This window comes from Dactylosporangium salmoneum, assembly GCF_039532525.1.
GTDB classification, from domain to species: Bacteria; Actinomycetota; Actinomycetes; order Mycobacteriales; family Micromonosporaceae; genus Dactylosporangium; species Dactylosporangium salmoneum.
The window spans coordinates 41,801-53,833 of record NZ_BAAARV010000138.1 but is presented as its reverse complement, the minus strand read 5'-3'; the positions used below and the strand labels follow the sequence as shown (position 1 = coordinate 53,833).

Here is a 12,033-nt window from a genome sequence, read left to right as displayed (position 1 = left end):
AAGCCGTCCTGACCATCGCCATCATCAACGAGTGGCTATGACTGGGTTATGAAACACGCCTTAGGGTCGTGGGCCCTCCCCCAACCGATTCATCGACTCGGCGCCGCCCGCATAGCCGGCCACATCAGGCGACGGAACGCCGAGGGCAGGTGGCCGGCATCGAAGCGGGCATTGCGGGTACGGCGCAGGTCGCCCAAAGACTCTTTACGCGCCGAACCCGGGGCTCAGGCCGATACGAACGTGTGCGCCGAATACATCTCCAGCTCCTCCTTGACGCCGGTTTCCTCCAGGATCGGCGTGAGGCGGTCGCCGAATCGACGGCAAGCCTCCTCGGACTCCCACACGTCGACTACCCGGAAGCCGTGTTCGCCCTCTCCGGCGATGTGCGTCAGCAGGCCCTCGGCGGGCCAGTCCGCAGGCGTCTCCAAGCGGGTTTTGCCGCCGGTGAGCCTCCGGACGATTTCCTCGTACCGCTCCTGCGTAAAAGTCGGCCCCTGTGTAACAAGTACAACCGGCATGGCGACCCCCTCGCAGATCTGGGACTCAACCCAAAGGATAGTCCCGGCCTGCGGTGCTGGTCGCCCACAGCCGGTAGCCCGATGTCCACGTCGCCGCGGTCTGTCTAGGCTCGGGCCATGCGAAACGCGGAGGCCGAGGCCCTGGCGCTGCTGTCCGACCTCGTCCGCATCGACAGCGTCAACCCGGGGCTGGTCCCGGGTGCCGCGGGCGAGGCGGACATCGTCGAGCACCTCCGCTCGCGGCTCCACGGCTCGGGCTTCGTCACCACGGTGGTCCCGGCACCAGGCCATGCCAATCGCCCCAGCCTGGTGGCGGTGCCGCCGGGGCCGGCCGAGTGGCCGACGCTCGTGCTGAACGGCCACCTCGACACCGTGGGTGTGGCCGGGATGCCGGAGCCGTTCGTGCCTCGACTCGACGGGGACCGGCTCTTCGGTCGCGGCGCCGCGGACATGAAGGGTGGCGTGGCGGCGATCGTTGCCGCCGCGGAGCACCTGGTGGCGACGAAGGCGCCGGTTCGCCCGGTGCTCGCGCTGGTGGCCGACGAGGAGGACGCGAGTCTGGGCAGCGAGGCCGTGATCGACGCGCTGCCCGGGCTCGGGGTCCGGCCGGACGCCTGCCTGATCGCGGAGCCGACCGACCTCGCGCTGAGCAGGTCGCTGCGCGGATTCGCCGTCGTGCGGGTGAGCTTCACCGGCCGCGCCGCGCACAGCTCGCAGGCAGACCTCGGCGTCAACGCCGTCACCCATCTGGGCCGGTTGTTGCACGCGGTCGACGAACGAGCCGCGGCCGTCCGGGCCGGCGGCGGCGACCTGATGGTGACGGTCGCGCGCGGCGGGGAGTCGCCGTTCGTGGTGCCCGACCACGCGGAGTGCCTGGTCGAGCTGCGCACGACGGCGGGCCGCTCGAGCGCCGCGGCTCTCGACGAGGTGCGCTCGCTGCTCGAGCCGGAGTGGTGCGCCACTGCCGAGCTGGTCGCTTATCGCGACGGATGGCAGCTTGATACAGCAGGGCCGGCCGCCGGGCTTTCCCGCCGGCTCGGCGCCGAGCTCGGAACCGGACCGACCTTCGACGCGCCGTACTGGATGGAGGCTCCCTTGTGGCAGCAGGTCTGCCCCACCCTGGTGTGCGGCCCATCCGGCGGCGGGTTGCACGCGGTCGATGAGTGGGTCGACGTGCGCCAGGTCCGCGCCCTCGCCTCCGCACTGATCACGGTCCTCGCCGACTGGAGACCCGATGCCGACTGACCCGCGCGGGCTACGCGGTGACGCGCCACTGCTGGATGCCTGGCTGCGCTTCCGTGAGAGCCCACCGACGCCGTTCACCATCCCGGGCCACAAGCAGCGCACCGACCTCGTCGGCGATGTGGTCGCCGGTGATGTCCCGCTCTACGCCGGCCTCGACACCATGAAGCTCAGCACCGGCGTGCTCGCCGAGGCCGAGGCCCGCGCGGCGCGGCTGTGGGGCGCGGACTTCTGCCGCTTCTCCACCGGCGGCGCGACCCACGCCAACCAGGCCGTCGCCCTGGCCGTCGCGGGCGACGGCGACCGGGTCATCGTCAGTCGCACCCTGCACCGTTCGCTCTTGCTCGGACTGGTGCTGGCCGGCCTGACTCCCGTCTGGGTACGCCCCGAGGTCGACCCCGTCACCGGCCTCCCGCTCGGCGTCGCACCTGCGACCGTACGGCGCGCCTTGTCCGCGAATCCCGACGTGCGGGCGGTGTTCGTGGGCGACCCGTCCTACGTCGGCACCGTCGGCGACATCGCCGGCCTGGCCGACGCGGCACACGAGTTCGGTGTACCCCTGGTCGTCGACGCGGCGTGGGCCGCCCACTTCGGCTTCCATCCCGCGCTGCCCCGGCACCCGCTCCAGCTCGGTGCCGACGTCGTGGTGACCAGCGCCCACAAGACGCTGCCCGCCTGGAGCCAAGCCGCGCTCGTGCTGGCCCGCACCGACCGCGTCGAAGCCGCACGTCTCGACGCCGGCGTCGAGGCGACCGCGACCACCAGCCCGGCGGGCGCCATGCTCGCCAGCATCGACGCCGCCCGCGCGCTGCTCGAACGCGACGGCGAGGCCCTGCTCGGCGACGCCATCGCAGCCACCCGCGAGGCTCGGGACCGGCTCCGCGACGTCGACGGCCTCACCGTCCTCGACGGTCCCGGAGTCGACCCGCTCAAACTGACGCTGCTCCTGTTCGGAACCGGTGCCGACGGCAACCTCGTCGAGCAGGACCTCCTGGCCGCCGGGCTGCCGGTCGAGTCCGCCGACCGCGACGTGCTCGTCGCCGTCGTCTCGCTCGCCGACACCCGTGACTCCCTCGACCGCCTGACCACGGCCCTGGCCGATTCGGTGCGGCGGCACCGGGGCGCACCGCGGCCGGTCATCGGACCCGCGGCGTACCACGTCGAGCCCGTCGCGTCGATGCCCCCACGACAGGCGTTCTTCGCCGCCGCCAAGACGCTGCCGATTGACCTGGCCGTCGGACAGGTCTGCGCCGAGCTCGTCGCGCCGTATCCGCCCGGCATCCCGGTCCTCGCACCCGGTGAGCAGATCACGGCCGAGGCGCTCGCGGCCCTCAACCAGGCCCGGCGTGCCGGCGTCCGAATCGCCTACGCAGCGGACCCGTCCCTCAGCACTCTGCGGGTCACAAGTAGCTGAAGCAGCCGGGATAGCACATACCGCGCGACGGTATATGCTTCGACGGTGGACTCTATGAGTGAACAGGCGTTCCTGATCCTCGCGGCGCTCGCCGATCAGCCCCGGCACGGCTACGGGCTGGTGACAGAGGTCGCCGCGATGTCCGAGAACCGCATCCAGCTCCGGGCGAGCACGCTCTACGCAGCCCTGGAGCGTCTCGTCGCCCGCGGGCTCATCGAGCCCGAGCGCGACGAGGTCGAGAACGGCCGGCTGCGCCGCTACTACCGCCTGACGGACGCGGGTGCGGCCGCGGTGGAGGCCGAGACGCAGCGGATGACCGCCCAGGCCCGCGCGGCGAAGCGCCGCCTCGCCCGGCGCGCCCAGCAGTCGGCGCCTCGGCTCGGACTGACCGGATGAGCCCCGCGGACCGGATGGAGCCCTTGGAGCGGCGCTACCGCCGGCTGCTGCGGCTGCTGCCCGCCGACCACCGGGCCACCCGCGGCGAGGAGCTGCTCGGGCTGCTGATCGACCTCGACGAGGGTCGCACCCGGCCCAGCCTCCGGCAGGCCGCCGGGGTGTTCGGCCTCGCGCTGCGGCTTCGCGTGCCCCGCGCCGCATCCCTGCTGTTCGCGGCGTTCCTCGTCGCGTACAGCACCGCGGTGCTCGCCACCGTGTACGACGTCAGCACCACAACCATGACGGTCAGCGTCGACAGCCGGTTCCCCGTGCACAACGTGACCCTCGCGCTGCTGATCCCCAACGTGCTCCGGCTCGGCGTCGCGGTGTCATGGATCATCGGTGCCCGCCGCACGGCGGTGGCCGTCTTCGCCACGCTGCTCGCCTACTCGCTGTTCAACTCGGGACCCAACCTCCTCCTGTTCGACGTCGCGGTGCTCGTGGTGCTGGGAGCCGCCGTGGCGCTGCGGTGGCCGGCGCCGCGGCCGCGTGTCGTGCTGCTGGCGACGATCCCGCTCGCGATGCTGCTGTGGACGCTCACCGCGGCGGTGGGCAACCACGTCGCCTACGGCGGGCTGCCGTTCCTCGTCACCCACTTCGGCGGGCTGCCGTCCATCACCGTCGTCGTCGCCCTGATCGGCGCGATCGGCGGCCTGGTGTCCCGCCGGACCTCCGGCAGCAGGAGCCAGCCGAGCGGACCGCAGGACGAGCCCACACCCGCGACAGGCTGATCCGCCCATCGGCCCCGGGTTTGCTTGTCCTGAGACCCGCAAGCCCGGGGAACGAACGGGTCAGCTAAGGATGTCTCGTAACGGCGTTGGGGCCATTCAGTCATCCATGACGATGTCCCGGTGCAGGTGATCTCGGCAGCACATCCGGAGTGGATCGTGCCGTTCACCGGGTTACGCCCGGCCCAGTCCCGCCGGCTGGTGCGCCTCGTTGCCGAACGCGGCGGGAACGCCATCGCCGACGGACGCCCCGGCCGACAGTGGACGCTGCCACTGGCCGACCGGCTCCTGCCGGTCATCGCCTACGGGCGCACCAACCTGACGATGCGCCACCTCGGGCCGCTGTCCGGGGTGTCGCATCGGCTGGCCGGGCCAGGGTAGCGCGGTTGAGCGCTCGCGCGTCGAGGTGTCCGGTCATCCCCGGTCCGCTGCGGCGCGGTCGGCGGTGCGGCGCCGGCGCAGGTGGGGTTGCGCGAGCTCCGGCGGCACGTAGGAGACGTCGATCGGCCCGAGGTCGACGCCGGGCGGGACGACCTCGTCGATCCGGTCGAGGATGTCGTCGTCAAGGGTCGCGCCGGCGCCGGCGAGCAGATCGTCGAGGTGGGCCATGGTGCGCGGGCCGATGATGGCGGACGTGACCGCCGGGTGCGTGATGGTGAAGGCCAGGGCGAGGTGGGTCAGTGACAGACCGGCCTGTTCGGCGATCGGGACGAGCCGCTCGACGGCGTCGAGTTTGCGCTCGTCGGTCATGTGCCTGGGCACCCAGTGCATACGCGCCTGCGACGCCTGCTCGCCGCCGCCCTTGCGGTAGCGGCCGGTGAGCAGGCCCATGGCCAGCGGGCTCCAGACGAGCGTGCCGATGCCGTAGCGCGCGCAGACCGGGAGGACCTCGCGCTCGATGCCGCGGTTCAGGATCGAGTACGGCGGCTGCTCGGTGCGGAAGCGGGCCAGTCCGCGCCGCTCGGAGACCCACTGGGCCTCGACGATCTCCGCGGCCGGCAGGCTGGAGTGGCCGATCGCGCGTACCTTGCCCGCCCGTTGGAGGTCGGTCAGCGCGGCGAGGGCCTCCTCGATGTCGGTGCCGGGTTCGGGGTGGTGTACCTGGTACAGGTCGATGTGGTCGACGCCGAGGCGGCGCAACGAAGCGTCGACCGCGGTGACGATCCAGCGGCGGGAGTTGCCGCGACGATTGGGATCCGCACCCATCGGGCCGTTGACCTTGGTGGCGAGCACGACGTCGTCGCGGCGCCCGCGCAGGGCCTTGCGCACGATCCGTTCGGTCTCGCCGTCGCCGCCGTAGACGTCGGCGGTGTCGATGAAGTTGATACCGGCGTCGAGGGCCCGGTGGATGATTCGGACGCAGTCGTCGTGGTCAGGGTTGCCGGCCGGGCCGAACGTCATGGTGCCCAGGCAGTAGGGGCTGACCTGGATGCCGGTGCGACCCAGGGGACGCATACGCATGCATGGCTCCTTCTCGAGGCTGGGGGATCTGGCAGCGGGACGAAGGGCCCCTCGTCCCGCTGCCGGAGGGCGAGGATCAGGCGTTGGCGTGCTGGGCGGCGACGTCGAGGATCCATGTGATGCCGAAGCGGTCGGTCAGCATTCCGAACGCCGGTGCCCACTGCGCCGGGCCGTAGGCCTCGACGACGGTGGCGCCGTCGGCCAGCTTCTCCCACAGCGCGCCGACCTCTTCGACGGTCTCGCCGCGGACCGACAGGAAGAACGGCTCGCCGGTCAGCGTCATGCCGTGCTCGCGCCGCGTGGAAGGCGCCGCCGCGGAGAGCGGCGCGGAGAGCGCTGACGCGGAGGGCGCCGGCGCGGTGCCGGCTCCGGCCTGGCCGGGCACGTCGTAGGCCATGACGCGGAAGCCGTCCTCGGCCGCGACCTGGCCCCAGACGACCTTGCCAGCGTCGGGCAGTTCCTTCGGCATCCCGAAGTCGCCGTACGTGATGACCATGATCTCGCCGCCGAACACCGAGCGGTAGAACTCCAGTGCCTCGCGGGCGTTGCCCCGGAAGTTGAGGTGGGCTGTGGTGGTGATGCTCATCAAGACTCCTGGTGAGAGTTGTTCCGGGCACGGTGCCCGGCCGGCGTCACCACCAAGGTTCGACGGCATAGGTGACAGGTTGTGGCACCTACTGCGGGTAGATTCGAACTCGTGCCGAAAACGTCCGGTCGACTGCTGGCCCTGCTGTCGCTGCTGCAGACGCGCCGCGACTGGCCGGGCACGCTGCTGGCCGAGCGGCTCGACATCAGCCTGCGGACCGTGCGCCGCGACGTCGACCGGCTGCGCGAGCTCGGCTACCCCATCGCCGCGGTCAAGGGTCCTGACGGCGGCTACCGGCTCGGCGCCGGCGCCGAACTCCCCCCGCTGCTGTTCGACGACGAGCAGGCCGTCGCCCTCACCATCGCGCTGCAGATCGCCGCCACCACGCTGGGCGACGGCACCGGCGAAGCGGCAGTACGGGCGTTGACCACCATCCGGCAGGTCATGCCGTCCCGGCTCCGGCACCGCATCGACGCCCTGCAGGTCACCGCCGTCGAACGGCCTACCACCCGACCGGCCGCCCCGATCGACGGCGACGTGCTCCTGGCGATCAGCTCCGCCGCGCGAGCCCACGAGATCCTCCGCTTCGACTACGGCCCCGGGACCGCGGACAGGCCCCCGCGCCGCGTCGAGCCGCACCACGTCATCACCTGGGACGGACGCTGGTACCTCGTCGCGTGGGACCTCGACCGGTCGGACTGGCGCACCTTCCGCGCCGACCGGATCGCCCTGCGCATCCCCAACGGGCCCCGCTTCACGCCCAGGGAACTGCCCGGCGGCGACGTGACCGCCTTCGTCACCGGCAGGTTCCGCGGCGCCGACGACGGCTTCGTCGGCTGGCCGTGTCAGGGCACCGTGCTCCTCGACCTGCCGGCCGCCACCGTCGCCCTCTACACGCGCGACGGGATCGTCGAGGAGCTCGGCCCGGACCGCTGCCGGCTCACGCTCGGCTCCTGGTCCTGGCCCAGCCTTGCCGCTGCCATCGCCCGGTTCGACGCCGAGATCGAGGTCGTCGGCCCTGCCGAGCTCGTCGACGCCTTCAGCCACCTGGCCCGCCGCTTCGCCAGGACCGCCGCCGGCCGTACCCCGGGCGGGACTTCCTGATCCTCACGGCCGGGCCGCCCTGGGGGTTCGGTCCGGGTCGCGCTCAGCGGTGGGATCGATCAGCCCTGCGAAGGGTCTCCACCCGGGTCACGTCGGCGGAGGCCGGCGAATGCGTCGGCGCCGCGGGACCGCCCCGTCGCCGAGCCGCCGCGGGGGCAGAAGACCCTTGGAGGGTAGTCATGGTGTGCTCCGTAAGCTTTATGTGGTTACGGCACCACGTTCGCTGAGCCGACTGGTCCGCCACTGGTTGCCGTTGATGGATCGACGGTTGCGGACCGGTGTCATGAGACTGTCATGCTTCCGCCGTACCCCCGCCGCATCAGCGATCGATGGTTGCACTATGCACATGACGCTCAGGGTGCTCGCATGACCGCGTTGCTCAGCCGCGACGGCGCGGACTTCAGCCTGGTCTGCGATGCCTGCGGGCGGCTGGTCGGCAGCCTCGCGGCCTCGACCGGCGACTGGGACACGGCCTGGAACCTGTTCAGCCTTGACGGCTGGCAGGGCAGCAGCCTGGCCGTCGGTCCGCATACCTGCGGGGTATGCGGACCGGTGACGTCGCTCGCAGGCATCGTCGCCCGGTCGCTCGACGCGCCGTCGATCACCCCGGCCGGCCGGGTGAACCAGCGGGTGGTGACGCAGTTGCTCACCGATGTGCGCGCCATCTATCTTCGCGGCGAGCTGGGGTATGCCGACAACGCCCAGCTCTGGGATCTTCTCAGCGGGGAGCCAGGCCCCTTCGCACACCTGATGGTCGACCTCGGCGGGGTCGGCCGGCTGAGCTCGGCGACGATCGACGTGCTGGTCCGGGGTGCACAGCGCCTCGCCGACCGCGGCGGCCGAGCCTGCCTGGTGTGCGCCGGCCCGGGCGTTGCCGCAGCACTACGCATGCTGTGCCTGCAACGGGTCCTGCCGACGTTCACGGATCAGATCACCGCACTCGACTGGTTGCGCGCCGACGAGCCCGCCCTGCGGTCCTGACCCTGGCGGCGACGCGCGGCGGGGTCGTGGGCGTCAGGCATCGGCCGGTTCGGCCTCCTCGTCGACGGACGGGAACCCGAGCCACCACTCCCCTTCAGGCACTTCGCCGGAGGCGGCGGCGAAGGCGCGCAGCGCGGGCGCGACCGCCGGGTGCCACACGTCCGCGGTCGCCGCGACGACCGCGGCGAGGTGCTCACGCCGGCTGTCAGTCACCTGTTGTACGAGCCGCCGCCCGGCCGCGGTCAGCGTGAGCCGCACCACCCGCCGGTCCGACGCCGGCCGGGACCTGCGGGCCAGACCCTTGCGGACCAAGCGGTCACACATGCGGGTGCCGGTTGACGCGGCCACCTGCAGCTCGGCCGAGATGTCGGCGACCCGCTGCGGCCCCCGCGCGGCGAGGACGACCAGCGCACGGTACTGCGGCAACGTCACGTCCGGGTCGATGTCGGCGAGCGACCGGGCGGCGATGCCGACCAGCGCGCGGCTCGCGGCCAGCAACGCCTCGACCGCCTCGGGAGCTGCGATGCCGGCGTCCAGCGGGCGTGCGTCCTTGGGCATGCGCACACCCTAGAGGTGTGCCACATCATCAGGAGAAACGCCTCGCACATCGAGGGCAGCGGTGCCGGGAGACCTCTGTGGCCCGCGGATCGGTGGTGACGATCATGGCTCGCCCGCCTCCGCGGGGGCGCCGACGGCGTAGATCGACACGGTCCGCTGACACGGGCTGCCGTCCAGCTCGAAGGCGGTCGGGAATCCGGCGTCGGGCCGGTCGAGCACGCCGCCGAGCTCGACGCGGGCGGGCTCGGCGGTGATGAGCGGCCCTTGACCCGTCACCGTGATGAGCGAACCGGACTGGGTCCAGCCGGCGCCCTGGACACGCGTCACCCGCTGCCCGGAAGGTGCCGTGAAGCGCAACGTCCACGGCCGGCCGGCCGCTCCGGTGATCGAGACGTCGGCGGTGAAGGTGGTCGGCGTGCGATGCCCGACGTACCGGACGGCGCACCGGGAACGGGCGTCGTGCTGCGGACCGCTGGCGGTTGCCGCCGGCGTGGACCACATGGGGCGCGCCCACCCGGCCGCCGCGACGAGGGCCACGGCGGCGACCAACAGGGCCCGGCGGGGCCGGCGACGCGATGGCGCGGTCCGCCACGGGACCGTGCAGGGATGGCGGGGGCGCTCCGGCCGCTGCTCCCGCACCGGTGGAGGCGGCGCGGGAGCGCTCGCCTCGACGCCGTCCCCGTGGCGGCCCATTGCCGCACGCATGACCGCGGCGAGGCGCCGGGCCGACGGCCGGGCGTCCGGATCATCCGCCAGACAGGCGTCGACCGCGCCGACGATCTCGGCGGGCACCTCCGCCATCGGCGGCAGGCGCACCGCAGTGCATGCCCGGCGCTGGCGGACGAGCGCGTGCCGGCTCGCCTCGGTCCACGGCAGCGCACCGGTCAGCATCTGGTACAGCACCAGCCCGAGCGCGTACACGTCGGTGGCCGCCGTGACCGGCTCGCCACGCAGCTGCTCCGGGGCCATGTACTCGGGGGTGCCGACCAGCCCGCCGGTCCGGCCGCCCGGAACGGCACTGAGGATCGAGGCGAGCCCGAAGTCGACGATCTTCACCTGCGACGCCGTGAGCATGATGTTGCCCGGCTTGACGTCGTGGTGGACAACCCGGTGCAGATGCGCCGCCGCAAGCCCGTCGGCGACCTGCGCGACGATCCACGCAGCCTCCCGCCAGGGCATCGACGACGGCCCCCTCAGGCGACGATCGAGCGTCTCGCCGTCCACGTACTCCATCACCAGATACGGCACCCGCCGGGTCACACCCCGCGGGCGATGCCCCGCGTCGTACACCGCGGCGACGTTGGGATGGTTGATCCGGGCCGCGGCCCGCGCCTCCGCGACGGCCCGCTCCCGTGCCCGCGCGGAGCCGGCGAGCTCGGGCAGCAGTTCCTTGACCGCCACCGTCCGGTCCAACCGGGTGTCGAGGGCCTGCCACACCTCGGCCATGCCGCCCGACCCGGCCTGGCTCACCAGCCGGTACCGCCGGGCAATCGTCGGCATCGCCGCAACCCCTCCCCGGGCCTTCGCTCTCCTGAGCCGGAACCGGATCAGGAGCCTACCCAGCGGCCTTCGCCCAGGGCCAGAATCGGCCACCCATCCAGCACGACTGACACGGAACCGTCACATCAACAATCAATGCAGCCGCTAAATATTGCACTAATGCAACACTTCGCGTAATGCCGTGCAAAGGCCCCGCGAGCAGCGGCATACTCGGCTCAGCGGCATGACCCACGAGACGAGGACGCATCGGCACCATGGAGCTGGAAGGCCGGTACCGCCTGGAGCGGGTCATCGGCATCGGCGCCACCGCAGAGATCTGGCGCGGACACGACATGCTGCTGGAGCGGCCGGTGGCAGTCCGGCTGCCACGACCGGGCCGCCACGGGCGTCCGGAGGGGTTCCTGGCCGCCGGACGGATGGCCGCCCGCCTGACCCACCCCAACGTGACCGCCATCTACGACGTGGGCGTCACCGACCTCCCTGAGCGCGGGGCGGTGCCGTTCGTGGTCATGGAGCTCGCCGAAGGCCCGCTGCTGAGCGCGCGTCTCGACGCCCGGGCCATGACCTGGCGGCAGGCCGCGCGGATCGGGGCCGAGGTCGCCGCCGCCCTCTGTGCGGCGCACGGCCAATGGGTCGGCCACGGCCACCTCGGGCCGGACAAGGTGCTGTTGACCGACGTCGGCGCCAAGGTCATCGGCTTCGGTGGCAGCCTGTCCGACGACTTCGACGTCGCCGCTCACGACGTCCGGGCACTCGGCGCGATACTGACGGCCGGCCTCGCCGCCGACTTCGGCAGCGCGCCGGCCGCCCTGCTGGCCCTCGCCGACCGCTGCGCGAACACGGAGTCGGCCACGCTGCCCGACAGCGCCGCGGTGGCGGCCGAGCTCGCCCTCCTTGCCAACCTCGCCGCCGAGGTGCCCGCTGACGCACCCTCGCGGGCCGGCGCGCCGGCCCGCGGACGGCACGGCAGAACGCGATCCCAGTGGACCGTGCGGGTGGCCGTTCAGATGGCGGCCGTCGCCGTCCTGCTGCTCGGCGGAGTGGCAGCGCTCGGGCAAACCCGGCCGTGGTTCGGTCATCCGCCCGATGTCGCCGCCGTGCCGTCCAATGACGACCCGTGCGCGGACGCGGCCCTCGACCCGGGGTCCTGCCTCCCTGCCACGGCCCCGACGCAACCCCGTCCGACCACGGTCCCGTCCAGGCCGCGGCCGACCCCTTCAGCGTCCACGCCGGCGGCCGGCCACCACACCGCGGTGGCCGGCGTGAAACCGTCCACGTCCAAGTCCCCGGCCGCCTCCGCGACCCCGTCGCCGTCGGACTCCCCATCGCCGCCACCGTCGACTACGCCGTCGGATCCGGCGCCGTCCGATCCGGCAACGTCAGAACCGGCGCCGTCAGATCCGGCAACCTCCGATCCGGCGGCGACCGGCTCAGCGGCGACCGGTTCAGCTGAGGTTCTCTGAGTCGCTGCCGTCCGCCGGCTCAGTCCGGTGGCCGGCTGCGAAT

General features: G+C 72.6%; 12 protein-coding genes and 1 pseudogene. 8 read left to right on the top strand and 5 right to left on the bottom strand.

Features of this window, described 5'->3' with window-relative positions; translation table 11 throughout:
- Window positions 1-224: 224 nt before the first annotated feature.
- Window positions 225-518, bottom strand: a complete 294-nt coding sequence (locus tag ABD352_RS54735) for a hypothetical protein (protein WP_344620633.1) — start codon at window positions 516-518, stop codon at window positions 225-227.
- Between the two features lie 117 nt (window positions 519-635).
- Here ABD352_RS54735 and ABD352_RS54730 point away from each other — a divergent pair, with 117 nt between their 5' ends.
- The 5 genes and pseudogenes from ABD352_RS54730 to ABD352_RS54710 all read left to right on the top strand — a co-directional run.
- Window positions 636-1,763, top strand: coding sequence for a M20 family metallopeptidase (locus ABD352_RS54730; RefSeq protein ID WP_344620632.1), 1,128 nt, complete (start codon window positions 636-638; stop codon window positions 1,761-1,763).
- Window positions 1,753-3,174, top strand: coding sequence for an aminotransferase class I/II-fold pyridoxal phosphate-dependent enzyme (locus ABD352_RS54725; protein WP_344620631.1), 1,422 nt, complete (start codon window positions 1,753-1,755; stop codon window positions 3,172-3,174). Before ABD352_RS54730 ends, ABD352_RS54725 begins: the two co-directional genes overlap by 11 nt.
- Window positions 3,175-3,228: 54 nt before the next feature.
- Complete coding sequence (locus tag ABD352_RS54720) at window positions 3,229-3,570, top strand: PadR family transcriptional regulator (RefSeq protein WP_344620630.1); 342 nt, start codon at window positions 3,229-3,231, stop codon at window positions 3,568-3,570.
- The gene (locus ABD352_RS54715) at window positions 3,567-4,340 is read left to right on the top strand and encodes a hypothetical protein (RefSeq protein ID WP_344620629.1); all 774 of its coding nucleotides are present in this window, start codon (window positions 3,567-3,569) and stop codon (window positions 4,338-4,340) included. The genes ABD352_RS54720 and ABD352_RS54715 overlap by 4 nt, the downstream gene beginning before the upstream one ends.
- Window positions 4,341-4,460: 120 nt before the next feature.
- Window positions 4,461-4,706, top strand: a pseudogene (locus ABD352_RS54710) (helix-turn-helix domain-containing protein); the annotation flags it as partial.
- A 45-nt stretch (window positions 4,707-4,751) separates the two neighbouring features.
- On the opposite strand, the gene ABD352_RS54705 reads toward ABD352_RS54710, so the two are convergent.
- A complete protein-coding gene (locus tag ABD352_RS54705) occupies window positions 4,752-5,798 on the bottom strand; it encodes an aldo/keto reductase (protein ID WP_344620628.1) in 1,047 nt (348 codons plus the stop codon).
- A 76-nt stretch (window positions 5,799-5,874) separates the two neighbouring features.
- Window positions 5,875-6,384, bottom strand: a complete 510-nt coding sequence (locus tag ABD352_RS54700) for a VOC family protein (protein WP_344620627.1) — start codon at window positions 6,382-6,384, stop codon at window positions 5,875-5,877.
- Between the two features lie 111 nt (window positions 6,385-6,495).
- Here ABD352_RS54700 and ABD352_RS54695 point away from each other — a divergent pair, with 111 nt between their 5' ends.
- Together ABD352_RS54695 and ABD352_RS54690 are read left to right on the top strand one after the other, a co-directional pair.
- On the top strand, window positions 6,496-7,488 hold the full coding sequence (locus ABD352_RS54695) for a helix-turn-helix transcriptional regulator (RefSeq protein ID WP_344620626.1): 993 nt from the start codon (window positions 6,496-6,498) through the stop codon (window positions 7,486-7,488).
- Between the two features lie 366 nt (window positions 7,489-7,854).
- A complete protein-coding gene (locus tag ABD352_RS54690) occupies window positions 7,855-8,469 on the top strand; it encodes an STAS domain-containing protein (protein ID WP_344620625.1) in 615 nt (204 codons plus the stop codon).
- 33 nt (window positions 8,470-8,502) lie between these two features.
- On the opposite strand, the gene ABD352_RS54685 is transcribed toward ABD352_RS54690, so the two are convergent.
- Window positions 8,503-9,027, bottom strand: coding sequence for a MarR family winged helix-turn-helix transcriptional regulator (locus tag ABD352_RS54685; RefSeq protein WP_344620624.1), 525 nt, complete (start codon window positions 9,025-9,027; stop codon window positions 8,503-8,505).
- A 102-nt stretch (window positions 9,028-9,129) separates the two neighbouring features.
- Window positions 9,130-10,527, bottom strand: a complete 1,398-nt coding sequence (locus tag ABD352_RS54680) for a serine/threonine-protein kinase (protein ID WP_344620623.1) — start codon at window positions 10,525-10,527, stop codon at window positions 9,130-9,132.
- Between the two features lie 254 nt (window positions 10,528-10,781).
- Between ABD352_RS54680 and ABD352_RS54675 the strand changes: the two genes are divergently transcribed.
- Complete coding sequence (locus ABD352_RS54675; protein ID WP_344620622.1) at window positions 10,782-11,990, top strand: hypothetical protein; 1,209 nt, start codon at window positions 10,782-10,784, stop codon at window positions 11,988-11,990.
- Window positions 11,991-12,033: the final 43 nt, after the last annotated feature.